Source organism: Pleurocapsa sp. PCC 7327, assembly GCF_000317025.1.
Taxonomy (GTDB): Bacteria; Cyanobacteriota; Cyanobacteriia; order Cyanobacteriales; family Microcystaceae; genus Hydrococcus.
Window position 1 is genome coordinate 20,823 of sequence record NC_019689.1, and the last position, 25,848, is coordinate 46,670.

At 44.5% G+C, this 25,848-nt stretch carries 18 protein-coding genes; 7 read left to right on the top strand and 11 right to left on the bottom strand.

Annotation, left to right across the window (positions count from 1 at the left end):
• Positions 1 to 11 precede the first annotated feature (11 nt).
• Positions 12 to 635, top strand: coding sequence for a CP12 domain-containing protein (locus tag PLE7327_RS00115; protein ID WP_015141821.1), 624 nt, complete (start codon positions 12 to 14; stop codon positions 633 to 635).
• A 490-nt stretch (positions 636 to 1,125) separates the two neighbouring features.
• On the opposite strand, the gene PLE7327_RS00120 is transcribed toward PLE7327_RS00115, so the two are convergent.
• Complete coding sequence (locus PLE7327_RS00120; protein ID WP_015141823.1) at positions 1,126 to 4,116, bottom strand: HAD family hydrolase; 2,991 nt, start codon at positions 4,114 to 4,116, stop codon at positions 1,126 to 1,128.
• 652 nt (positions 4,117 to 4,768) lie between these two features.
• Between PLE7327_RS00120 and PLE7327_RS24150 the strand changes: the two genes are divergently transcribed.
• The 3 genes from PLE7327_RS24150 to PLE7327_RS00125 all read left to right on the top strand — a co-directional run bounded on the left by PLE7327_RS24150 (position 4,769) and on the right by PLE7327_RS00125 (position 6,735).
• Complete coding sequence (locus PLE7327_RS24150) at positions 4,769 to 4,918, top strand: hypothetical protein (RefSeq protein WP_186005351.1); 150 nt, start codon at positions 4,769 to 4,771, stop codon at positions 4,916 to 4,918.
• Positions 4,919 to 4,991: 73 nt separating this feature from the next.
• The gene (locus PLE7327_RS24630; RefSeq protein WP_186005353.1) at positions 4,992 to 5,138 is read left to right on the top strand and encodes a hypothetical protein; all 147 of its coding nucleotides are present in this window, start codon (positions 4,992 to 4,994) and stop codon (positions 5,136 to 5,138) included.
• A 67-nt stretch (positions 5,139 to 5,205) separates the two neighbouring features.
• Positions 5,206 to 6,735, top strand: a complete 1,530-nt coding sequence (locus PLE7327_RS00125) for a YifB family Mg chelatase-like AAA ATPase (protein WP_015141824.1) — start codon at positions 5,206 to 5,208, stop codon at positions 6,733 to 6,735.
• A gap of 36 nt (positions 6,736 to 6,771) precedes the next feature.
• Here PLE7327_RS00125 and PLE7327_RS00130 read toward each other — a convergent pair whose 3' ends face one another.
• The 4 genes from PLE7327_RS00130 to PLE7327_RS00145 form a co-directional block, all read right to left on the bottom strand.
• The gene (locus PLE7327_RS00130) at positions 6,772 to 7,560 is read right to left on the bottom strand and encodes a DUF6683 family protein (protein WP_015141825.1); all 789 of its coding nucleotides are present in this window, start codon (positions 7,558 to 7,560) and stop codon (positions 6,772 to 6,774) included.
• 1 nt (position 7,561) lies between these two features.
• Positions 7,562 to 8,590, bottom strand: coding sequence for a hormogonium polysaccharide biosynthesis glycosyltransferase HpsN (gene hpsN, locus PLE7327_RS00135; protein ID WP_015141826.1), 1,029 nt, complete (start codon positions 8,588 to 8,590; stop codon positions 7,562 to 7,564).
• A gap of 23 nt (positions 8,591 to 8,613) precedes the next feature.
• Positions 8,614 to 10,395, bottom strand: coding sequence for a hormogonium polysaccharide biosynthesis protein HpsL (hpsL, locus tag PLE7327_RS00140; protein WP_015141827.1), 1,782 nt, complete (start codon positions 10,393 to 10,395; stop codon positions 8,614 to 8,616).
• A 65-nt stretch (positions 10,396 to 10,460) separates the two neighbouring features.
• Positions 10,461 to 11,246 (bottom strand): hypothetical protein, encoded by a 786-nt coding sequence (locus tag PLE7327_RS00145; RefSeq protein WP_015141828.1) that lies wholly within the window; start codon positions 11,244 to 11,246, stop codon positions 10,461 to 10,463.
• Positions 11,247 to 11,380: 134 nt separating this feature from the next.
• Here PLE7327_RS00145 and pheT point away from each other — a divergent pair, with 134 nt between their 5' ends.
• Positions 11,381 to 13,816: a phenylalanine--tRNA ligase subunit beta gene (pheT, locus tag PLE7327_RS00150; protein ID WP_015141829.1), complete on the top strand. Its 2,436-nt coding sequence runs from the start codon at positions 11,381 to 11,383 to the stop codon at positions 13,814 to 13,816.
• Between the two features lie 926 nt (positions 13,817 to 14,742).
• Here pheT and PLE7327_RS00160 read toward each other — a convergent pair.
• From PLE7327_RS00160 to PLE7327_RS00185, 6 genes are all read right to left on the bottom strand, one after another.
• Positions 14,743 to 15,822, bottom strand: coding sequence for a glycosyltransferase family 1 protein (locus PLE7327_RS00160; protein WP_015141831.1), 1,080 nt, complete (start codon positions 15,820 to 15,822; stop codon positions 14,743 to 14,745).
• Positions 15,823 to 15,867: 45 nt separating this feature from the next.
• The gene (locus PLE7327_RS00165; protein ID WP_015141832.1) at positions 15,868 to 16,728 is read right to left on the bottom strand and encodes a glycosyltransferase family 2 protein; all 861 of its coding nucleotides are present in this window, start codon (positions 16,726 to 16,728) and stop codon (positions 15,868 to 15,870) included.
• 232 nt (positions 16,729 to 16,960) lie between these two features.
• Positions 16,961 to 18,754, bottom strand: a complete 1,794-nt coding sequence (locus PLE7327_RS00170) for a glycosyltransferase (RefSeq protein ID WP_015141833.1) — start codon at positions 18,752 to 18,754, stop codon at positions 16,961 to 16,963.
• A gap of 93 nt (positions 18,755 to 18,847) precedes the next feature.
• Entirely contained in the window at positions 18,848 to 21,859 is a 3,012-nt protein-coding gene (locus PLE7327_RS00175; RefSeq protein ID WP_083888273.1) for a glycosyltransferase, read from the bottom strand.
• Between the two features lie 36 nt (positions 21,860 to 21,895).
• Positions 21,896 to 23,299, bottom strand: coding sequence for an ABC transporter ATP-binding protein (locus PLE7327_RS00180; protein WP_015141835.1), 1,404 nt, complete (start codon positions 23,297 to 23,299; stop codon positions 21,896 to 21,898).
• Between the two features lie 24 nt (positions 23,300 to 23,323).
• Entirely contained in the window at positions 23,324 to 24,169 is an 846-nt protein-coding gene (locus PLE7327_RS00185) for an ABC transporter permease (protein ID WP_015141836.1), read from the bottom strand.
• Positions 24,170 to 24,496: 327 nt separating this feature from the next.
• Here PLE7327_RS00185 and PLE7327_RS00190 point away from each other — a divergent pair, with 327 nt between their 5' ends.
• On the top strand, positions 24,497 to 24,691 hold the full coding sequence (locus tag PLE7327_RS00190; protein WP_015141837.1) for a DUF2862 domain-containing protein: 195 nt from the start codon (positions 24,497 to 24,499) through the stop codon (positions 24,689 to 24,691).
• 39 nt (positions 24,692 to 24,730) lie between these two features.
• The gene (locus PLE7327_RS00195; RefSeq protein WP_015141838.1) at positions 24,731 to 25,828 is read left to right on the top strand and encodes an ArsA family ATPase; all 1,098 of its coding nucleotides are present in this window, start codon (positions 24,731 to 24,733) and stop codon (positions 25,826 to 25,828) included.
• Positions 25,829 to 25,848 lie beyond the last annotated feature (20 nt).

Here is a 25,848-nt window from a genome sequence, read left to right on the forward strand (position 1 = left end):
AAGATAACCTTATGAAAGCAGCAGAAATTATGACGAGAGATGTGGTTACTATTCGCGGTTCGGCAACGGTAGCTGAGGCTGTTGAGCTGATGAAGGACAAGGACTTGAGCGCTTTGATCGTCACTCCTCGTGATGAAGAGGATGCTTACGGGATCGTCACTAAGACGGATATTACCTACAAAGTGGTTGCTTTGGGAGTTGACCCCAAACAAGTGCGCGTTTACGAAATCATGACCAAACCTTGTATCGTCGTCAATCCCGATCTCGGCATAGAATACGTGGCACAATTATTTGCTAAGACTGGCATTCACATTGCCCCGATCGTTCGAGGCAAACTTCTGGGCACGATCTCGATGACCGATATCCTCCTTAAAGGGAATTTTGTCGAGCAACCCCAAACCGTTTGGCTAGACAAAAGGATCGAGGAAGCGATCGCAGATGCCCGCAATATCTGTGCTCAAAAGGGAGCTAAGAGTAGAGAATGTGCGGTTGCCTGGGAAATCGTCGAGGATCTGCAAGCAGAGGCAGCGCGTCAAAAAGCAGAAAAGCTTCCCAAAACGGCTTTTGAGGAATATTGCCTGGAATATCCAGAAGCGCTAGAAGCTCGGATGTTAGATAGCTGGTGTAGCGGTTAGATTTAGCGATCGCCACATCTAGCCATTTGCCTAATCACCTTAATGTTGCAAGGAGGCTCCCGCCATAATCTCTGATTTGGCGGTGAGGATGGCGGCTGGAGTTTCGCCGTGCGACGACGAAACCGCCGCCTCAGGAATTGCAACCAGTATAAAACGTGCGATAGCACAGCGACAATAATTGAGCTATAATCATCTTTGTCAGTTTTTTGGTGGGATGAATCAAGTTCTGACCTTAGTTGTAAAGCTTCAAGTTAGTATCGAACAGCAACAATTGTTGTCTGAGACGGCTTATGCTTTCGCGACGGCTTGTAACTGGATTAACTGAGATCTTGCACCATTCTCAACAACTACTGTTGTCATTAATTTCCTGTCCGAGCGAAAAAGTCTTCTAAAGAAGACTCGATAGGAATTTTAGTCGATTTTAATCGAGTTGGGCTTTGAGCCTAGAACTTTAGTTCTAGGCGTTGATGCCAAAGGTGCAAGATCTGAGTTAACCCAAGTTAGCAGGGATTACCCGACGCATCCACTGATGCCGTCGGTTTGGCACCTCTTCAAATCCAAAGCGATGCAAAAGCTCGACAACTTGGCTTTCCAAAACGCCTAAATTTAGTGCCGCGCGTTTGACATCAAACCGAATTGCGATCGGCAAATGCTGTCGTTGCATCGCCAAGAGTTCGCTCATCTGCTCCCGAATCGGATCGCGAACCTCTACAAACTGAGTGGTTAGGGGACTTTTAATCCGTTCGGTAGCCATACGCACGGTTTGCTGAATCGAGCTGCTGTTTTCGACAATCGTCAATTCATGCTTCAATCCCATCTCGACGAGCTGTTCCTGGATTTGTCGAATCATTTCAAAATGCTCCCGATACCGTTTGGCATTCCGCAATGTCGCCGTTTGCGCCCGACGAGCAAAATGCTGACAATGTTGTTGGCGATCGACCTGCAAGATGAGCCAATCGATATTGAGACGCTCAAATACCTCCTCTGACAATATTCCCGGCATTAGCCCTACGCCTTCAATTAAGGCGGACGTGTTTTGTTTGTGCAATCGTTTAGCCAAACCTTCCACTCCGATCGCGGTCACGATCGCCTGATAGTAATAGGATTCCATACTTCCTTGAAAGGAAGACTGATACAGGGCTGGAAAAGCTTTGGCTGCCTCTTGATGACCGAAAAGGAAGTCCAAAATCGCTTTCGTATTCGCCCGTCCGGTTTCATCGGTAGAAAACACTTTTTGAATCCCGCAACTCTGAGCTAGGTGGGTAGAAAGTGTAGATTTGCCCGATCCCGACGTACCGCTAATCAGAATGACCGTCGGTTTGGTTAAGTCTTTCCAGCGAGGCAGATCGTACACCCGCAGCATTAGACCGCGTATAAACTGATAAAGTTCTTCACAAGAAAAGCGATCGCGCACCTCATCGAGAATGGCATCCTTATATAAAGCGACAATCTCTCGCTCTTTGAGGATTTGCCAACGGCGATATTGCTCGAAATAGGTGCTTTCTAGCTGATGAATATTCTGTTCCCAGTCGGCGATCGTTCGTTGCAGGGGCACCAAATCCATTGAGGTTCGTCGCGCCTCTTGTTCGATCTGTCGATACCATCGATCGAGTTGACGCGATACAAACGATCGCATCTCCTGCAGGTCTAACCATTTCTCCTCGATGGGGACAAGCATTTCCCGAAAATTTTCAAACAATTGTTCGATCTGCTGCCACGGTACGACTCGAATCGAGTTCAAAACCGCAAGCTGCTGCAATAACTGTTCCGTCAGTTGCTTGAGCGTCTCTATATCGTTTGCTTGCGTTTGCAATCGTTCGATTAGCTCTTGAATGACGGGCTGATGGGATACATCTAAGAGGTTGATATAATCAACGATCGTGCGTTTAATTTCTGGCAATAATTTTTTCTTGAGGAGCGACTCGCTTTCTTGAATGTCTCCCAAATCGGTTGCGATCATTCTGGGTATCTCGGTTTCTTGCCAGGGATAAAGGTCTCGGTTTTGATCGAGAAACAGATCGGATGTCTCGAATAGTTCTAGGACGATCTGACGGGCTTCATCGTAGGTGTATTCGGGTAAACTAGCTAGCCGATGCACCAAGGTATACTGGCGCTCGACCAATTGCCCTAATTGAAAATGCGTCGTATAAAGCTGTTTGTAGTGTTGTTGTAGCAAGGCATAAATTTGCTCGTTTGATAGCGCATCGACAATCTGTCGATGCTTTTGCATGTGCGCCTGCCAAAGCAGTTTTTCATGACGAATGCGAAACGGCATCAAGCGATCGAGAACCTGCTTTGCTCGTTGACTGAGAGCATTTTGATGTACTGTCAATTCCCGCAAGGTGCGCACGACTTGCTTGAGTTGCTCTTGTTCCAATAATTCCCGAATCACGGGGCGATCGATTAACTTTTGTCCTTGATTGGCGTCGTAATGAACTCCCAAAATTCCTTCGCACTCAAAGGCTTGGTTGAGATTCTTGATTTTGTCATCGACAAAGATGGTTTGCTCGGCAATGCGATCGTATTGCTGCGTCCAAAACTCTAAAAATCGGCTGGCAAATAAAGTCGCATCGACGGGCGTATAGCCGAGTTTTTTTAATACCCAGTTGTATTGCGCGATCGCGTATTGACTCAGTTGTTCTCGACTAATCTGTTTTTGCTCGTAGGCAACAAAATTAGGAACTTCTGCTTCTTCTCCAAATATAGCTTCCCATAACTGCTCGATCGCATCATTGGGAAGGTTCACCTGTAATGCTTCCTTGGCAAAAAGATCTAAAAAAACGTGCTGTTTAAATGATAAATATATTCTCGGATCGGGTTTGCTAGCGCCAAATTTTTCGGACACGAGCATGATGAGCCACTGTAAATAATCAAACTCATGCTGTTCCAAAAAATATTCGATTTTCGCCATAAAATTATTAGTTAATCCATACTGGCGAATCCCCAACTTATGAAGACACTGTAATACCTCACGATTTTCATGTTTTGGATCGTAATGACTGTAATACAGTGTCAAAAAATTTTGAATTTCTTTGTTGGTAATATCGACAGGTTCTTTGCCAACTTCGGCGAATACGAGATTAAAATGTTCGATCGCATGACGAGCAAATTGTTCGGGAGTCGCCCGACCAATTTTGAGGGCATCATAGTTTACGCCGGGAATCGGATCGCTCTTAAAAATAATCTCCCAAAGCTTTATTAATTGTTCTTTGCTTAAATCGATCCCATGCGATCGAGCGTACAGTTCGATAAAAAACTTATTATGTCCATCCATCAGAACTCCGCCAAAATCCCAGGCAATGGCATGGGTATTGTGAACGCGCACGAGAATCTTTTCGATTTGTTCTAATGCTTCGATCCCTAAATATTCCGAACCCTTTTTGACGATATTCAGACAATCGGGAAGATTCTCCAGTCGATAACGATCTCGATCTTGATAGGTAGGTTGCTTTGGTTCGATTTTTTCGAGAGTTTGTAACATGGTCTTGCTATGGGAACGATTTGATTTTTTTCAATGCGATCGACGCACAAACGTTTAATGCCTGTGCCAAAAGATAGTAGTAAAGGACGCTGAGTTTTTTGAGTTTATATTTAGAAAATAATAGTGTATTGAAGCTTTAGTATTTTGTATAATAAAACGCTTTTTTGTCTTATAGTTAACGATTAAAACGCCGTAAAAACTATTGGCTTTATTGACAGCAATTTTTATATCAATGTAGTACAGAGTATGTTTATAGATAAATAGCTTTCGTTTTTATGTATTTAATTCAATGGCAAAAATCTTTGCGATAAATATTCTTGACTAGCGATCGGAAATTAGTTAGCAGAGGTGGGTTTATCGAAAAACGCGAGCGATTTCCCTACAGTTAATCTAAAAAAACCGCCCCTACAGTAATGATTGGTTTTTAATGTAGCGTTTTGTAATCTTTTGCAGCTCGACAAGCTAAGTTGCGATCGCTAGAAAATTGGTATTACAAAAGCATTGCCAGAAAGAATTTAGATTGATTTAACAGGACAAGCGTAATCGAGTCTAGAGCGCTTGCCTTCTGGCATTAAAATGATGGGATATAAGAATTCTTCCAACCTTATCGACTGTCTTGGCGATCGTTGACAGCGAAATCGGCGATGCGCAATTGGCTCCTGCTGAATATGAAATAGTGCGCCGACATTACGAAACCGGGTCAAGCTTGCCTGATAAGAGCTGGAATCTATCGGGAGACGGTTCGCCCTGCCGTTTCGGGAACGCAAGCAGCACCGATAACCTTTGCGTCCTACAACAATGAGGACGTAACGATTTCTGGTACCGATCCTGTCCTGGGGTGGTCGCCGTTTCGCGACTCTATTTTCCGAACCAAGGTGGTGTTACCTCCAGGTTCCTCTGCGATCGATAAAGGTATCCCTATCTCTGGGTTGACCGACGATTTTGTCGGTAAAGCCCCCAACATTGGTGCCTATGAGTCGGGAGAACCGAGGTGGCAAGCTGGCGCGAATCTACAGCGTTAGACGCATAATCTGCGCTTGTTTGGGGGAATACTAAGACTATACAGACAAGCAATCGAGTGGAAATTACATGTTAGCAAGGGTTTGGAGTGCGTCAATCGTTGGGATCGACGCGGTTAAAGTAGCGGTAGAAGTCGATGTTTCTGGAGGACTGCCAGGGATCGCGCTAGTGGGTTTACCCGACGCAGCGGTTCAAGAATCTAAGGAGAGAGTCAAATCCGCGATCAAAAATGCGGGATTTGCTTTTCCAGTCCGCAAAATTGTGGTTAATCTCGCCCCTGCCGACTTGCGCAAAGAAGGACCGATCTTCGATTTACCCATCAGCATCGGGATTTTAGCCGCTTCCGAACAAGCCAACGCCCAACTGTTGGAGGATTATCTTTTTCTTGGCGAAGTTTCTCTCGATGGTAGCTTACGCCCCGTAGCAGGCGTTTTACCCATTGCTGCCGCCGCCCAAAAGATGGGCATTCAAGGTTTAATCGTCCCTGCCGATAACGCCCAAGAAGCTGCCGTAGTCAAAGGAATCGCGGTTTATGGATTTAGAAATCTCTATGAAGTAGCAGACTTTCTCAGTCAACCGGAGAACTATAAGCCAGTCGCCTTCGATGCTAAAGCGGAATTCGATCGCGCCCCCCAACTCATTTCAGACTTAGCAGATGTCAAAGGACAGACTCACGCGCGTCGCGCCCTCGAAATCGCAGCCGCAGGCGGACACAATCTTATTTTTGTCGGGCCTCCCGGAAGCGGAAAAACGATGCTCGCTAAGCGTTTGCCCGGTATTTTACCTCCCCTGAGTTTTACCGAAGCCCTTGAAGTCTCCCAAATTCATTCGGTGGCAGGATTGCTCAAAGATAAAGGGTCTCTGATTAGAGAACGTCCCTTTCGCAGTCCCCATCACTCCGCTTCTGGACCTTCTTTAGTCGGCGGCGGGAGCTTTCCCCGTCCAGGCGAGATCTCCCTGGCACACAGAGGCGTGTTATTCCTCGACGAACTAACCGAGTTCAAGCGCAATGTGTTGGAATTCCTGCGCCAGCCCCTAGAGGATGGATACGTCAGTATTTCGAGAACTCGTCAATCGGTTTCGTTTCCGGCGCAATTTACCCTAGTGGCAAGTACCAATCCCTGTCCCTGCGGTTATTTTGGCGATTCGGTTCAGCCTTGTACCTGTTCTGCCCGCGCGCGCGAGCAATATTGGGCAAAGCTTTCAGGACCTTTGATGGATCGAATCGACCTGCAAGTAGCGGTTAATCGACTCAAACCCGAAGAAATGACCGGACGAGAAACGGGAGAAAATTCCCAAACGGTCAGAGAGAGGGCGATCGCAGCTCGCGATCGCGCCCAGCATCGATTGAAAGACGATCCGGCAGTCCGCTGCAATGCCGAAATGCGATCGTCTCATCTGCGGCGTTTTTGCCAGTTAGACGATCCCAGTCGCAACTTGTTAGAAGCCGCTATTCGCAAATTGGGACTGTCTGCCAGGGCAATGGATCGTATTTTGAAAGTCTCGCGCACGATTGCCGATTTAGCAGGGGAGGAAGCTTTAAAGAGCCACCACTTAGCAGAAGCGATTCAATATCGCACCCTCGATCGCCTGTCTTAGAGAAGATTTATCAAGTCAATCAATCAACATCATGGATTAGCGTGCGGCGACAAAGCCACGGCTAGTAAGTTCGATGCGATTGAAGTCCCAGCCCAGCTCGCGCGCACTGCGAATGATGCCTTCGCGCAGCCGTGCTATGCCGGTACTGTCACCGCGCTGCTTGAGATCGTTGAACACAAGCACCGACATCAGCGCCTGGTATGCCATTGAATCGGCGACGGTTTGCTTGTCAGCATCGCTCATGCCATGCAGCAGTGAGCCAGCGAGCAACGCCTCCGCAACCTGTTCTGCCGCGCCCTTCATCTGAGGCGGTTGCGCCTGCGTTTCGGTAAGCACTTCCCACTGCAAAATCAAGAAAGCAGCCATATTGTGGGCAAGGTTATCAGGATCGTAACCATAGCGTTGGATTAAACGGCGAAATTCGCCGACAACATCAGCCTGCGCGAACTCGCAACGAATCTGTACAGCCTGTTCGGGAGACTGTGCTGCAAACTGCTCAGCAATTCGATCGCGCACTTGCATTGTGACCTGTGGTGAGTAGCGAAAGCTCAGGGCGCTAGCTGGCAGAGTCTCCCCAGTCAATCTCTGAGCCGAAATGGTTTGTGGACTGACTTCAGTAAGCGCTTGTGCTGCCGAAGTACCGATGCCAATTGTGGAGGCATAAGTACCTTGATGGTCATAGAATGCCATGTATGGGATGTCTATGTTCGAGATCTGCGCAGCAAGTGGTAGTGGTGAGAAGACCGCTGCAATCAGCAGGGTGCCTGCAAAAATGAGCTTGCCGCTGGCGGCTCGGTCGATCGTACAGTTGTTTCCTTCGATCATATTAAACTTTTGCTTGCTGGGTGACTGGTACTGCCGATCCTTCTAAATCCTGACGAGAGTAAATTTGTCCGTTTTCCCACAGCGATTTTACCAAGGTACTGAGGGCATCAAGAAAGCCTAAACTATAGAAAATCCCTCTTGTGAGAATTTTAATAGGAGAACCACCTTTGTTACAAGGGGGATTGCCGAGAACGTGACAGTCAAAAAGTTTGGCGTAGAGGCGCAATTGTTGGACGGGTGTAAGATTTTTGAGCGCCATAAGGAAATGATTGTGATAAAAAGTAAGCTGGTATTGGAGCGATCGCGTGTTGATATCGTGACAGCCGCCCGTTTCTTCCCCTAAATGTACTAGATAAGCTTCTGGGTCGTACCAGATATGATAGCCCGTCTGCCGCAGTCGCAAGCAAAAGTCCGACTCTTCTCTCACCGCACTTCCTCGAAACCGTTCGTCAAACCAGATGCCGCGTTCGGTAAAAATATCTCGTCGGAAGGACATGTTACAGCCTCTGGTAGAAATGACGCGCTGCGGTTTCACGGTATGAACTAAATCGATGTAATACCAAGCAATGCCGGGATCCATTGCTTGAGGCGGCAAATAATCAATGCTGTAGGGCGAATCTTTGGGATTTATCTTTTGGGAATCGGCTAATTTCATGCGATCGAAAACTCGTCCTGCGACTGCCCCAATTTCTGGACGTTCTTGGTAATTACGCGCGTGAGCTTGTAAATATCCCTCTGGTAGCTTTACATCGTCATCGATAAACAGAATAATCTCTCCAGTCGCTCGCCGCACGCCGTAGTTTCTTGCCCCCGGCAAACTCGCCCAATTGACGCGAAACCAGCGAATCTTTCCACTTTCTGCCAGTTGTTCTAAATAAGCTTCAACGGTGGGGGTATGAGTTGGCGTTTGATCGATAACCAGAACTTCAAAGGCAGAATAGTCTTGTTTGAGAACGTCCTCTAGCGTTTCTTGGAGAGGTTCTTCTCGCCGATAAGTTGGAATAATGATGGAGATTGAAGGAAAAACCATCTGAATTATATAAAGTAGCTGTTCTAGGCAGCAGAAAGTTTCTTTTTACGTAGGTTCGACTTTTTGTTTTTGCTGCGGGAAGAATTTTTCCCTTTGACAGCTTTCAATTTTTCTCGTTCTTGTTTATCGATTTCTGGCAATTTGAACAGCACTCCGGCAAACAACCAGTAATACACTGCTACCGGGTCGGTATCTAGGGGATACCAGTAGGGAAAATAGCCGATAATTAACATGAAAACCCAGAAACTGGAACCAAAACTGTACAAAGCGCGATCGCGTACAGAACGATAGCTCTTAAAAGAGAGTATCGTCAAGTGGGTAATAAAAATCATAAACGCAATCAGTCCGGGCCATCCGATTTCAAAGAGCAGTTTGGGATGAAAAGTTTCTACTAGCGATACCGGACCGAAAACGCGCGTAGAGTTAGTCGCTTTGCCTAATCCCCTGCCTAAAATTCCTGTTTGGTTGGCTAGAGCATATTGAAATTGCTGCTGAATAAATTGCTGAGGAGGCGAGGTATTCCAACGACCGACAAAACTGTCAATCCTCTCCTGGATAAAATCTGGGTTCAAGAAAGAGAAAAAGAGAAATAAAACGAGCGTAAGTCCCACGCCAATCGGAATAAATCGCTTCAAATTGGCTATCTGTCCGGTAAGAACGAGCAAAACTGCAATCAAGACTGGAACTGCTGCCAGTGCCAGACGTTGACCGCTGACTACGGCATTGACAAACACCAATCCCATCCCCGTCAAACCAGCTGCCCGCCAAATGAAAGAGGTATCGCTAAACGCAGTCGCAAAGCAGATGCCCGCATTGGCAACTAAAAACCAAGCCCAATGCCAGGGAGACACAAAAGTTCCCGGCAAGCGAATCTGTCCCACTTGCGGGCTGTAGAGGAGAGCGCCACCGACTAAACATTTAGCCTCGACGGTCGGTTTGAAGAGATCGTTTCCCATCAAATTTCTCGTTCCAACGCACCGCCCCGTTTTCAACATCCAATATTGTGCCAGCCCCAGAAGGCAACAGGCAATCGCCAGCATGACGAGAATGCGACCGAGAAGCAGTAGCTTCTTTTTGTCGTTGATGAGATAGTAGGTGCAAAAGATAAGCGGCACATAACCGAGTAGCACCTTAAGTCCCAAAACTCCCTGGAAAAAAGGACTTCCTTCTTTGCAGGGGTTTAGAACCACCAACCCCCTCTCGTTTAAGATATAGTTGCCTGCCGCATCCAGGGCATATCGCTCGTTTGGTCCCAAATCCTGGCAGTAAGGAAGCAATTCCTGCATGCCGTTGACCAAAAATAAGGTGAGCAAGCAGCTAAATAACAGGAGGCCCAGGGTAGGCAATAATTGTTTGGGAATTAGGATCGGCAGTCGCTTGCGCTTGCACTGCACGACCAAAGCAATAAGAGCAGGAACGTAAATTGCATCTTTACTCAACTGAAATAGAGCATTTCCTCCCCCTATCCAATAGGTGATGGTTCCGCTAAAGGGCATGTAGATGAGAAATACCCAGAGGGCTAAACGAGGATAGTTATAGCATAAAAGCAAGGAGGGAATTCCCGTAGCCACGATCGCGGCAGGTCTCGTTCCTACTAGCAGCACCAATGGCAGACCGACAACGATCGCAAAAGCGATCGCAATCCCAACGATCCCCAAAAGTTTTTTGCGCTCCTCTTTAGCTTTTCGTTTCTCGGCTAGTTTCTCTTTGAGATCGAGGGGTTTTTCTCTAGTTTCCCTGAGATCGCCAAAAAGTTCTGTAAATACTTGAGAGGTTTTGAGTTTTAGTTTTTTTGCTCTAACCATAGTCTTGCTTGAGGGATATCCTTTTAGGAATTTATTAAAAAAATCTCTAATATATCTCAGTTAGACTAGACGATACTAGATAAACAAAATTCTTCTCGTATCGATTTCGTTAATTTTCTACGATTGAAAAAATTAAAGGAAAAATTCTTGGCGTTGCCATAGACGTTATCTCCGTATCCTAATATATAGATCGCGCCCGCAAAAGGTAAGGGAGCAAGCGGCATTCCTTTTTCTGTTAAAACGTCGCGAACTCTAGCGTGAAGAATGTAATATTTATAGTAGCCATAACCTCGATTGTATTCGGGATTTTCTGGTAAAAAATTCAAATCATATCTTAAAATATTACTCGTTCCGCACATTCGATAAAAATTCTTTCTTGTTAAATAAACATAGGAAGTATTTTCTTGATATTTATATCCCCTAGAAACATACCAACCATTGTTTTGAGGGTACTGCTCGACAAATTCAGCTAAATGCTGGTTGACGCAATCGTCAGCATCAACCGCCATTGTATGAGAAGGAGAAAACTGCGCGGCATAAATCAAACCTTTTAAAATTTTTCGTCCTTTATCGGTATCTCCTCTCGCGACTGGATTAGTTTCTTTAGGTAAGGGAAAATCGACTTCAAGATAGGTAATTTTCGGGTGAGTGAATTCAATGTTTGGTTTTTCGTGGCAGACAACGATAACGTGAAAATTAGGCGAAGTTTGATTGCACGCCGATCTGACAGTTCTCTCAAATAACTGGCAGACGCGCTCCCAAGACCTTGAAACTTGCGGACTCTTGAGGGGGATGACAAAAACTAGCATATAGATAAACTTCTCGATCTCGATTGCTTCCCGAAGTGCCATCACTCAATTGTGGCATACTCGAAATATGGGCGCTATTATTTAAGGCAATCCAGGACTGGAAAAGAAAACGACCGGATGAAAATTACGCGATCGGGTAAAATAGTCAAGCTGAGGTAAGTAAAAGCAACGAATCGATGCGGATTTCTGTCAACTGGCTGCGGGAATTAGTAGATGTCACTCTCGCTCCTGAGGAGTTAGCCGAAACGCTAACCATTGCTGGCTTAGAAGTAGAAGAAATTGAAGATCGCCGTCAATTAGCCGATGGCGTTGTCATCGGCAAAATAGTCGAACGCCAACCCCATCCAAACGCCGATAAATTGAGCGTCTGTCAGGTAGATATCGGTCAACCAACTCCCTTAAACATCGTCTGCGGCGCGCCCAACGCACGGGCAGATATTTACGTCCCAGTCGCGACAGTCAACACCTATTTACCTGCGGTTGACCTAAAGATTCGCCCGACTAAACTGCGGGGAGTTCGTTCGGAAGGGATGATTTGCTCTCTAGCTGAGTTGGGCTTAGAAAAAGAGTCGGCAGGCATTCATATTTTCTCCCAAGAAAATCTAAAATTAGGCGGCGACGTTCGCCCCTTGCTGGGGTTAGATGATGTCATTATCGATATTTCCCCGACAGCTAACCGCGCCGATGCCTTAAGCATGGTAGGAGTCGCGCGGGAAGTCGCCGCCTTGACGGGGGCTTCGCTACACCTTCCCAAAGTTTCTCCGATTTCTATTCCAGCAGGAGATGGAATTCTCAGCCTCAAAGTTGCCGACAAACAAGCTTGTCCTGCTTACATCGGCACCGTCATCGAAGGGGTAAAAATTGCCACCTCTCCCGAATGGTTGCAACGGCGACTGCAAGCCGCAGGCGTGCGACCGATTAATAATGTAGTTGATGCGACTAACTATATTCTTCTGGAATGGGGACAACCGCTACATGCCTTCGATCGCGATCGCACCCAAGCCCTTGCCGGCGGAGATAGCCTCACTATTGGGGTGCGCTTTGCCAGGGAGAACGAATCGCTAAAAACCCTAGACGGTCAAACTCGCTCGCTCAAACCGCAAAATTTATTGATTACAGCTAACGATCGCCCCATTGCCTTGGCGGGAGTCATGGGTGGAGAAGAGACAGAAGTTCATCCAGGAACCCAGAATATTATTCTAGAAGCCGCCTTATTCGATCCCGTGGCGACGCGCCGTTCTTCTCGCGCTCAAAGCTTGCGTACCGAGTCTTCAGCCCGTTACGAACGAGGCGTTAACCAAGCCGAATTAGACATCGCCTGTCACAGAGCGATCGCGCTGATTGTCGAGTTAGCAGGCGGTACGCCCATCGCTCAAACCATCGCCGATGGGCGCGAGAATACAAAGAGTCAGTCGATCCAACTGCGTCTCGCTCGCGTTCATCAGGTTTTGGGTGCTGTTAAACGAGACAATGCGATCGGTCAAATCGAAGCCGAAGATGTCGAGCGAATTCTGACCGATTTGGGCTGTCAGCTAGAACTCGTCTCCACAAAAGACAAAGTTTGGACGGTTACGGTTCCTCCCCACCGCTGTCGGGATTTGGAAAGGGAAATCGACTTGATTGAAGAGGTCGCTCGCCTGTTCGGTTACGATCGCTTTATCGATAAGCTTCCCGATAAAACCGAACCGGGCGGTCTTTCTTTTGAAGATCGGGCGCAACGGCAGCTAAGAGAGGCTTTCCGAGCCGTGGGACTGACCGAAGTGGTTCAGTATTCTCTCGTCAAGCCAGAAAAAGATGAGGTCGTCCTCGCCAATCCTCTCTTTGTCGAGTATTCTGCCTTGCGGACGAATTTACTGGACGGACTGATCGATGCCTTCGAGTACAACCAGTCTCAGGGCAATGGGGCGTTGAATGCTTTTGAAATCGGTCGCATCTTCTCGAGATCCGAAGATGGTGTGCGGGAAGCCGACTCAATTGCCGGAATCCTCGGCGGCGATCTGATGAGCGAAGGGCGCTGGAGCCGAAGCGGCAAACCAGCGCCCATGACTTGGTATGAAGCCAAAGGCATATTAGAAAGCGTCTTCGCTCGCCTGGGTTTAGCGGTAGAATACCAACCCGATCGAAAAGACGCTCGCCTGCACCCAGGGCGTACTGCTTCTTTGTGGTGGGGCGGCAAGCGTCTGGGAACGTTCGGACAACTGCATCCCCAACTCAGGCAGCAACGCGGTTTGCTCGATGCTGTTTATGCTTTTGAGATGAGTTGTAGCGTTTTGCTAGAAGCGCTTGCTCGCGAAGACTTGCAGACTCCTCGCTTCCGTCCCTATTCGACCTATCCCGCTCTCGAACGAGATTTGGCTTTCTTTTCTCCGGTAAAAGTATCGGTTGTCGAGCTAGAGATGGCAATGAAAAAAGCGGCTGGCGGTTTATTAGATAAGGTCGAACTATTCGATGAATATCGCGGCGAAAATGTGCCGGATGGGCAGCGGAGTTTAGCCTTTAGTTTGGCGTATCGATCCAGCGATCGCACTCTCACTGACGCGGAAGTCGAACCCGTCCACAACAAAATCCGAGAGGCGTTAGTGGAACGATTCAACGTCTTGCTTCGGAGTTAATACCAATTTTCATTAGTCGCGATCGACATCCTTCTCCCCTCTCCCAAATTGGGAGAGGGGTTGGGGGTGAGGGCAATCAACCATCTCTGTCATCTGAGATCTTGTACCTTTGGCATCAACGCCCAGAACGGCCGGGTTCGGGCGCGTTGCGGAGCGTAGCGGAGTAACGTCGCCTGCAACCCTGCAACCCAGTGTTAGGCGCATTCACCGAACGCGAGACTCGCACCTGAAACCGGATACAACTGTTTATGCACGCTTTGCCACAACTCCACGCACAAAGAGCGCAAACGGAACGAAGCAAATCAGCCCCATAGTAAAGACCACCATAACATCGGTTATTACGAATGGAGCAGTGGTTAAGAATGGCTGTAACAGCAAAAAGATTATCAAAGCAATGAATAACATACTAGCTTGAAGGCATAGATTATGTAGTTGTATAACACGAAGAAGAGCGCACCTGGCCAACAGAGTAGCCCAACCAGTTTGCCACGCCATGTTAACCACATTGAGCCAAGTAGAATTGGTAACCCGACGAAAAGATTGACCATATCATTGGATACGAACGCCCGAAGCAACTCTTCCGTTGGATAAATGGTGGTGCGGTATAGAAGCCCAGCGACAGATACAGTCGCCATGAGTATGGCAATAAAGAAAGAGAAAGCATAGATTAACGCGAGATCGCGCTTGATTGGCAAAGCAGTTTGATGGTCTTGATGTGAAATCATTTCTTTCAACTCCCTGAACTTGGAAGTGTGCGCCTAACTAAAGTTCTAGGCTCAAAGCCCAACTCGATTAAAATCGACTGAAATTCCTATCGGGTCTTCTTTAGAAGACTTTTTCGCTCGGACAGGAAATTCATTACAAGAGCAGTTGTTGAGAATGATGCAAGATCTCAGTTTTATGGAACCGTTACGATAATTTCGATCTTAAAGATATCTCTGAAGAACTTCTACAGTTGCTCGTCCCGTTTTTGCCCAGCTAAATTGGCTGGCTCTTTCTAGACTCAGTGTACTCAAGCGCGATCGCAATCCAGAATCCTCTGCCACGCTTGCCATCGCTGCCGTAATCTCCTCAACGTTGTAGGGATCGATTAACAGTGCTGCATCTCCAGCTACTTCCGGTAAAGAGGAGAGATTGGACGTAATAACGGGAGTGCCGCAACCCATCGCTTCGAGTACTGGAAGCCCAAATCCTTCCCAAAGCGAAGGAAAAACTAACGCTAACGCTTGATTCAGTAAGATTGGTAGCTGTTCGTAGGGAACGTAATCGAGGAATTTGACGCGATCGCGCAAACTCAGCGCCTCCACTTGCGCTTGCAGTTTTGGCGTATAGCGTTTGTCAGGCGGTCCTGCTAGCCAGAGTTGACAGTCGCGATCGGGAATTTTCGCAAAAGCATCGATGAGACGGTGTAAATTTTTGTAAGGATCGTGACGACCGAGATAGAGAAAGTAAGGCGGTTGCTCATCCTTACTAGGCATATTTAGTTTCCGAAAATGATTTGCGTCGTAGGCGAGAAGGATCGGCGTAATTTTCGCTGAGGAAATCCGGTAAAACTCAGTAATGTCTTTAGCAGTGGCTACAGAATTGCAAATGATATGTTCGGCGCGATCGAGAACTTGAGGGATGTAGTAACGGAAATAGGGAGTTAGGGGAGAAAAACGCTTAAGAAAGCGTAATGGAATCAGATCGTGAACCATTACGATAAAATGACAGTCAGTATAAATAGGAGCTTCTGGGATTGGGGAAAATAATAGTTTAGATTGTAGTTTTTTATAGATTGGCGGCAAATGAAACTGAGTCCACAGAAGGCGACGAAAATGCCCTTTTGTTCCGTAAGCGGGAGACAAATTATCGGGGATGAGGTAGCAGTTAAATTCAGAGTATTTTTGAGGGGTTAATAAAGTAGAGTTAAGGTTTTTTAAATATAGAAAAAGGTTTCTTGCATAATTACTTATTCCTGTGGGCTTTGAAAAAACAACGGCTAAATTTACTAATAAATCGCTCATATTTTATTTTTAATCTTTTAAAAAAAGAGAGTGCCGTTTATCATCTTATAACGAAACCCTATGCGATCGCATGAAATAATTCAATATCCCAGCTACTTTACCTAAGGCTTTTTTCGGTTTAATAAATATCAAAACAGAAGCATTAAAAGTAAGCCGAATTAATCTGAGAATAAAAAATAGCTTGTTTGTATATCTTTCTAAGGTTAATAAATAACTATAGGTACTATGTTTAATTTTCTGAAAAGGATTGCGATCGGTAATTGAAGAAGGTTGATGAATTACGCTAAATTGTTTTGTAACTGCAACTAAATGTCCTTGATTAGCATAGCGTCTACAAAAGTCAAAATCTTCATAGTAGAGAAAGTAAGCAGAATCGAATTGAGGACATTCGCTAAAGTTGCGAAGATTAATTATTAAACTACAGCCCGAAACCCAATCGCAAGGCACATAAGCTGAGTCTGTATTTGATACCAGATCTTCTGTAAAAATTGCGCCAGTCGCAGGAATAAAACGACCGCCAGCAAACCAGATTTTCTTGACAGCATTGTAGATAATAGTCCCAAAAATTGAAACTTCTGAATAATTATTAAAAAATTGAATGAGTTTCTTGAAATTATTTTCTAATAGACAAGCATCTGGATTAATTATCCAAACAATTGCCTTCGGATTTTGAGTATAAATCCAATTTAATCCTAAGTTACAAGCGCCACCGAAACCCAAATTTTTAGGAGAATCTAAAATAAATAGATATTTATTTTTTATAAAATAAATAGATTTATTTTCTGGAGAGTTATTAACAATAACAATCTGGTACGGGATATTTTTATATCTAGAAATAGATTGAATTAAATTATCTACTAATTCAGTTGAATGATAATTAACTGTTAAAAAATAAAGTGCGGGCATCGGATCGCATAAATAAGAGGATATTTGGCAAGTCCAAGATCAGTAGAATTTGTCATTGTGAGTGCAATCAAATGAAGCAAACAATCCCAATTTTTCCCCAATTTTTCGTTGAAACTGAGATGCTTCACGTAGCGGAGTTTACCCTCGAACGGAGTGAAGGGCTACGTTGGGCATGACAAAAACTATACTTTTCAAACATTCTCTAAGTTGGATATGATTCTTTTTCATACATTTAAAACATTTCGAAATTCGAAACGCGCTTAGATAGATTGGGATTGTAATAGGGATCTCGCGTCAAACCATTTAAATAGTGTTTCCATTTAGTTTTTAATTGCTCCAACTCGCCAGTTTTTAAACGATTTTTACTGCTAGTCGATGTATAACAAATGAGTTGGGCATAAGGGGTAACTACATTGCGATAGCCTGCTTGATGAGCAGCTAAACATAAATCGACATCGTTGTAGTCAAGAGGAAAATTCTCATCCATCCCTCCCAACTGTTGAAATAGTTCGCGTCGCATCATCAAACAAGCACCCGTAACAGCTAAGTAGTTTCTGTTAACAATATTGGAACAATGGTATCCTGAATGAGCGCTGTCAAATCCATAGAAAGCATAGCAAGGATTTCCTTCGAGAAGAATTATTCCTGTATGCCTTATGTAGCCATCAGGAGATAAAAGTTTTGCCCCGACTGCGCCAATTTCTTTCTGTTGTGCCAACTCCAACATCGACTCTAACCAGTCTGGGGTTATAATCTCGGTATCATCGTTTAGTAACAGCAAAAATTCCCCTTTGGCTTTAGCTGCGCCTTGGTTAATTCCTATAGAGAAGTTAAACAGTTCGGTACAGCGCACTAGAAATGAATTTGCAGATGAGATTGTTTCTAGCGCGGACTCTGGAAGCTCGCATCCATCAACCACAATAATTTCATAGTTGCGATAGCTACTCAACTGCTCGATACTATCGATGCAATTTTCCAATAAACACCGGGAACCGGAAGGAGTATCTATTATTTTCCCAGTACTAGAAATGATAATGCTTACTAGAGGATGTCCGATAATATCCCGTCGTACTCTATAAATACCTGGATTGGCTGTTTCCTTTACGCGTCCCTGATACAAACTGCGTTCTAGCATCGCTTCTAAAGCTTTTTTTCCAGCTGCAAATGCCCACGGTTTTGCTAACGAACCAGACGCAGCAGAAACGGTTATATTACGCCAGTGATAGAGAATTTTGGGAATATGGTAGATATTGTTGGTCTTTTCTACAATTCGCAATATTAGGTCGTAATCTTGCGAGCCATCATATTCGCTGCGAAAACCGCCAATTTTCCGAATAAGGCTAGTTCTAACGACACCGAGATGACAAGTATACATTGTGGAATAAAAATACTCCGGCGACCAATCCGGTTTGAAAACTGGATTAAAACGGTTGCCGCGAGCATCTATTTTATCTTCGTCGCTGTAAATAAAATCTGCGTCTGGATGTTGATTAATTAACTTAGCGTTTTCAAATAGAGCATCAATTGTTAATTCATCATCATGGTCTAAAAGAGCAATGTAATCTCCAGTTGTTAACTCTAATGCTGAGTTACTAGCGGCTGAAATTTGTCCATTTTCTATGCGAAATGTAACTTTTATTCGTTCATCAATTTGAGTATAATGAGTGAGGATTTCGCGAATGTGAGGTTTTGAAGAAGCGTCATCAGCAATACATAATTCCCAATTGGGATAGATTTGCTTGCGAACAGAGTCAATAGCTTTTTTTAACCATTTTGCCTCTACATTGTAGACGGGCATTATTACAGAAAATTTGGGTCGTAGTTGCCATGTTTCTATTTCTACTCTGGCTGCTGCAATATCTTCATTTGTGAGGCAATTTTGCTTTATCCATTTTTGATAATCTCTTCTTGACTTAACATTAGATATCGCACGTTGATAGAGATATCTTAATAGTCTTCGCGTTCCTTGCCGTGCCGAGAGATATTTTAGGCGATCGAGTTTTTGAAAAATAGCAACAATTTGCATTGGTAAAATATTCGTTGCTATGACATTTATTCATCAGAAAAAAAAAATTAAATTCGCTGATAAGTATCGAAAGATTTTTAATTGATGTATTGATTACACATCTATGCTGAAATCCTCGCAGTTTCTGGTCAAGTTAGGATTGTAGCAAGGATCGCACTCTATAAGGCGTTGCCATTTTTCTTTCATGTAATCTATTTCTTGGACGAATCTAACTTGCTTTTGTGGCGTATCTTCATATCCTCTGCTCTTTGACTCGTAATGATAAAGCCTCACATGGGGGAGATAGATATTCCTGTAACCCTTCTCAAGTATTTTCAGGCAGAGGTCAACATCGTTAAATGCAACTGCTAGTTGCTCCTCAAAACCTCCAACTGCTTCAAAAACTTTGCGCCTGCACATTAAACAAGCTGCTGTCACAGCAGAATAATTATTGATAGTTAAGAGTCGATCGAAATACCCAGATGAATTTGCCGAGTAATATTTATGACTGTGACCAGCAACTCCCCCAAGACCTAGGACTACACCAGCATGTTGAACGGTGTTATCTGGATATAAGAGTAAAACTCCCACAGCACCAATAGAAGGTCTTTGAGCTTGTTCGACCATTGCCTCAATCCAATCGGGAGTAATGACCTCGATATCATTGTTTAAGAATAGTAAATAGTCTCCTTTGGCTCGCTCGACAGCGTAATTATTAATCTTGGAAAAATTAAAAGGTACATCAAGTCGATAACAACTAAACCTGTTAGTTTCCTTTTCTTGCCACTTTGCAATTACCTTAGCGGTATATTCTTCCTGACTGCCATTATCGATGAGAATTACTTCGTAATTTGGATAAATACTCTTGGCAAAAATAGAGGTCAGGCATCTATCCAAGGTTTCGCCTAAGTCTTTTGTAGGAATAATGATACTGACAAGCTGATAGTCAGTTATCTCATATCGAATTGCGTATTTTCCTACAAGATGTTTAGCTCGTATAACTTTCCCTGGTTCGCCTCTTCTTTTAAGCGCATCTGCTAATGCTTTTTCTGCTGCGACAACAGCATATGGTTTGACATCCTCTACACTTGCAGCAGATTGAGGATGAATTCTCCAGTGGTATAGAGTTTTAGCTATGTGAAAAATATTTGTGGTTTTTTCTGTTAATCTTAAAACTAAATCGTAGTCCTGACTACCGTCATAACCGGGTCTAAAGCCTCCGATCGCGTTGACTAACTCTCGACGATAGACACCTAAATGACAGGTGTACATTCCCGATAAAAAGGTATCGGGACACCAATCTGGTTTAAAGAAAGGTTCTTGCAATTTACCAGAATCGTCAATTTTATCTTCATCAGAATAAATCATATCTGCTTCTGGATGTTTGTTGAGCAGCAAAGCTACTTCATATAAAGCATGTGGGGCGAGCAGATCGTCATGGTCGAATAAAGCGATAAAATCACCACTAGCGAGTTCTAGGGCTGAGTTAGAACAGCGAGAGATATGACCGTTTTCTGTTCTAAAAACAACCTTTATCCGCGAATCTTTGGCTGAGTACTCCTCTAGAATTTCTCTGACTCGATTGTCTTTGGAGGCATCATCAGCAATACATAACTCCCAATAGGGATATACTTGATTCAATACCGACTCGATCGCTTCTCTAAGGTATCGTTCTGGCGTGTTATAAACAGGCATCACCAAACTGATAATTGGCTTGTAGGCAAATATTTCCACAACCTCAGCCATCTTGCCTAATGTAGCTTTAGTAGGGTAATTTTTGTTCAGCCATTTTTGGTAGTTGGGATCGTCAGTTTGCGGAATCTCTGCCAAGGCTTCCACAGAAGGTTGTGCGTTTTCCAGCTTAGGAGCAACTGTTGTCAGCGAGTCACTACCAGCAGAGTTGACTGCTTCTGTTTTTGCCTTATTTGCGTGTTTTTTTTGAGAAAAAATGCTTTTTAGCAGTGGTCTGTCATCATCTACAATACCGAGGGCATGTCGGAGAGCGAACCATCGCGATCGCAATTGCCAAAATTTGCTAGTTTGCATGGCACGAACGGTAGTTTGCGATTGCTCTAGTTGTATTCTGGTTCGTTGTAGCTGCGATCGCATTTGTTCTAAGTTGACTTGCGTTTGTTGCAGTTGCGATCGCGCCTGTTCTAATTCGACTTGCGTTTGTTGCAATTGCAATTGCAATTGCAATTGTGCTTGCTTTGATTCGGTTTGCGTTTGTTGTAGTTGCGATCGCGCCTGTTCTAATTCGACTTGCGTTTGTTGCTGCTGAGAGTGCGATCGTCGTTCGTTATCCCGAAGCAATTCTATTCGATCTTGGGCTTGCTTCAATTGAGCTTGTAACGCCTGTCTTTGAGACAGTAAAGTTGTTTCAAACACTCTCAATTGTTCGTCTACATTATCGATATACGCACTTACCAATTTTACTCCTACCAGCACTTGAGCTGATGGATACTCCAGAGAAAAAATGCGACACTCGTTAAATCCTGCTTTAATTACATGCTTCCAGGCATCGCCGCCATACTCGGTATAAACTAAGACGCTATTAATATCTTCCGCACCTGCATGATAACTAGGCGATAAACCTTCTCTAGAGCTTGTTAGTCTATCCACTACCATTGGTATAGTAAAAGCCAGAAATTTTCCTGGCTTTAGCACTCTATAGCACTCAGATAAAGCTTTAATCGGATACTTAACATGCTCTAGAGTATCGGAATGAACCACTAAGTCAAAAGAACCATCTTGAAATGGCATCTGAATCATATTTACTTCTGGATAACTGGTCAGAACATGCCCAGGTATTTTTGCTAAATAACGGGTTAATTGACCAGCCTCATTAATTTCTAAAACTTTTAGCTTTTGTGCTTGCTCGGTTAATACAAAATCCTGAAATAATCCCTCATAGCCAAAACATTTCATGATGGCGATCGCTAATGCCATTGTTCTCAGGCTAGATTGACAGTTTTCGCATTTTAAACCTTGCTGGCGATTGATATATTCAACTTCATAATTTGCGAGTCGCCATTCATCAATTAAAGATTGCCACAAAACTGTAGAGAAAGTAAACTTTGTGTGACCGCAGCACGAACAAGCGCCAATTGTAGGAGAATAATTCATATTAGTTTTTATATCCACTTAAGATCTTTAAAATAACTATGCTTTTCTGGTTTCCAATCGAGTTGTTTCTAGATAATTTTCTCTCAGGGATTGAGATACCGTAATTTGATGGGAAATATTCACAGATGATAAGCGAAAAACGCCAAAGGTTAGATCGGTTGCACCCGAGATAATGTTTAGTGGAAACTGCAACCAATCCAGCATTTCATGATTTTCTTGACTGCCATCGGCAATGGCAGGTTCTAAAACATAGTTACCACCCTGAATTTCAGGCCACTCTAGGCTAAATTCTACAGTTAGTAGTTGTTCGGGTAATAAACTAGATAGGTGGTGCTGATATTGATAGGTATTAAACCCAGTAATAGCTGTTCTTAATCTGTCATATAACATGATGCCAACTATGGGTTTTTGAATGCGATCGTAAGTTAACACTTTAACGACAAGTTTAATCCGATCTTTCGGATATACAAATCCAGCTTTTTTGTTGCTATTATCTACAACTTCAAAACTGATAATTTCTGCGCGACCAGTTCCAAAACGTTCTATATTGTGGTATTCTCGATAAGCTTTTTCATTAAAAGGATTTACTTTGATCTTTTGTGAAGTTCGATCCTTAATATTTTCTAGGTTTTCAAGGGAGTCTCGCGTTTCAATTGGTTCGACTAATCTATTACCAACTTCATTATGCTTTTTCTGGTAGTCATTAATTTGCTCGTACATCCAGGCTTGATAATGCCTGCTAATATCATCTGGTTCTCCTATTTCAACTATATTGCCATCATTAATCCAGATAGCTTGCGAACAAAGGCGAGAGACTGTACCCATCTCATGAGAAACAAATAAAATTGTTCCTCCTGAATCTTGAAAAGCCTTAATACTTGCCATGCAGCGATGGATAAAAACTCCATCTCCTACTGCCAAAGCTTCATCTACGATTAAGATTTCCGGGTTGACGTTAATTGCCACAGCAAAGGCCAAACGGACGAACATTCCGCTTGAGTAAGTCTTAACGGGTTCGTCGATAAAATCCCCAATATCAGCAAACCCGGCTATCTCGTCAAACTTATCTTCGATTTCTTTTTGGCTTAACCCCAACAGCCGTCCGTTAAAAAACACGTTTTGCCGTCCGGTGAATTCTGGATTAAACCCGCTACCCAATTCCAGCAAGGCTGATACGCGACCGCATACGTTAACCTCACCCGTGGTTGGGGTCAGCGTACCAGCTATGATTTGCAATAGCGTACTCTTTCCAGAACCATTACGCCCGACAATTCCTACTGTTTGCCCTTGGTGAATCTCCAAGTTAATATCCCGCAGCGCCCAAAACTCCTCTGCCCGACTTTTTCCGGGCAACAGAATTTCTTTCAAACGATCTACCGGACGCGCGTATCTTTTGTAGCACTTGGAGACATTTTTTAGGGTAATTGCAATTTCACTCATCGCACTGCTGCTACTTACAAGCAACTACAATACATCAGCGAATGCCGGACGCAACTTTTTATATACCAAAAATCCGCAACAAAACACGATCGCAGATATTGCAGAAGCGACTCCCCACTCGCCCCAGTGCTTCACTTCTCCTACTAAAATTAAATCGCGATACACCTCTGCTATAGCCGTCATAGGATTTAACCAAAACACCCAACTTCGCCATTCCTGGGGAATTGCTGAGGCTGGATAAATAATAGGCGTTAGATACATCCAAATATTTAAAATTACTCCTAATGTCTGCGGGATATCGCGCAAAAATACGGTTAGTCCCGCACTCAAATACCCCAATCCCGCCGTTAACGATAACTGCGTCAGCCAAATCAACGGTAGTAATGCCAAAGTCGTATGTAAACTATGAGTAGTTACTGCCACGAAAAAAATCAATAGCATTAAACCAAAATAACTTTCAACGAACATTGAAAGAATTGGCACCAGCGGCAGTAAAGCCAAAGGAAACACCACTTTTTTGACTAAATTGGGCTGCCCTACCACCGAACCTGCTGCCTGAGTCAACCCCCCTGTAAATGCAATCCATGGCAGTAAGCCAGCAAATAGCCACAAACCAAAGGTGAGGTTATTTTCTGGCAATCCTCTGAGACTCAGCTTTACCTTTAGCACGATCGAGAAAACATAGGTATAAATTAACAACTGCGATAGCTGATTTAACAGGGGCCACAAATTACCGAGAATTGAACCTTTGTACCGCGCCTCTAGATCGCGCCGTACCAGGGTTCTGAGCAAGTCAAACTTTGCCTGCCACTGCGCGTTAAACGGCAGCCAACGCCTCAACTTACCTGCTTTGCGGACAACTCCTCGCACCGAATGCAACAATTGTTGGTTTCCTCAGATCGCGACTTACAAGCTCAATTCTACTCAATGAAGTTTGCTAGCTATTAAAGTTCCCGCTGCATTGCTTTGGGAATAGGTTTTTGCTTGGCGCAACAAGACCAAGTTAATTGCGAAAATTATACAATAACTCGTGCTTAGACCGGAATAGGCTGAGATTTAGTTCTCCCTCTAGGTTACCCAGGCAGTCTGTCAATAGAAATTTCTCAACCAAATCGCCGGCAAGCCTCATAGAAGAACGCGGATTCCGGTAAACTGAGGAATGGTTCATTGAATTAATTAAACGTAAAATAACTAGGAATGGAAATCGGGCAAAAAGTCAAGGTTTATCGCCTCAGAGATCGCGTATCAACGGACATCGCCAACAAACTGGGCAAAGTCGGAACTATAAAAGAGTTCAAAATGACTGATGGTAGCGGTGTTGGAGCTATAGTGGAATTTGAGGACAATACAGCGACTTGGTTTTTTGAAGACGAAATCAAACCAGTCGATTAAAGCCAAATAGCGAATACCAACAGTCCAAAGAGCGTCAAAATGTCTCTAATTCTTACTTTTTTAGGGAAAGGCGGTAGCGGTCGTACTACTATGGCGATCGCTGCTGCGAAAAAATTCGCCAGTAGTGAAAAGCGAGTCTTGTTGGTAGGGCAAGATCCCGGCCCTACCCTGGGCTTATTGTTAGGGGCAACTACCAGCAACTCTCCCACAGAAATTACCTCAAACCTATCGGTGGTTCAGCTATTCTCAACGATTATGTTAGAGCAGAGCTGGGAACAGATCAAAGAGCTAGAGGCGAAGTACTTGCGCTCTCCGACTCTAAAAAACGTCTACGGACAAGAATTGGGGATCTTGCCGGGCATGGATAGTGCCCTCGCCCTTAATGCTATTCGCGAGTATGATAAAAGCGAGCGCTACGATATCATTGTCTATGACGGACCGGGAGATAACAATACCCTGAGAATGATGGGAATACCAGAAGTTTTAAGCTGGTACGTCCGTCGTTTTCGTAAGGTGTTGGGCGATTCCGACGTGGGGAAAGTGCTTGCTCCTTTCATTCAACCTATTACCAGCGCCATTCTTAACGTGTCCTGGAGTGCGGACGATCTCGCTAAAGAACCGAGCGATCGCGCCAATAATTTATTAGAAGAAGGAAAAGCCGCTTTAGCCAATCCCAAACGAGTGACTGCTTATCTGGTGACTACAGCAGATCCAATCGCGATCGCAGCGGCAAAGTATCTCTGGGGAAGCGCCCAGCAAGTCGGATTGACGGTCAGCGGCGTGCTACTCAACCAAGCTGAAGCATCCGAAGCCATAACGACTGAATTCGCTCCCCTCGGTGTGAATGCTATTCCCAGTCGCGCGGGCGATGATTGGCAACCGCTAATCGAAGCATTACCAGATTTTCAAACGGTTAGTCAGGTGCCCCAACCTATGACTGTCGATCTCGCTGCCCGTCAAGTTCGCATTTTTCTGCCCGGTTTTGACAAAAAGCAGGTTAAGCTAACGCAATACGGACCAGAGATTACTATAGAGGCAGGCGACCAGCGACGGAATATCGATCTGCCGTCACCACTGAGAGGTCAACCCGTTCGAGGAGCCAAATATCAAAGCGGGTATCTCGTGATTTCCTTCTAATTTCAGTTGTAACTCTTGAC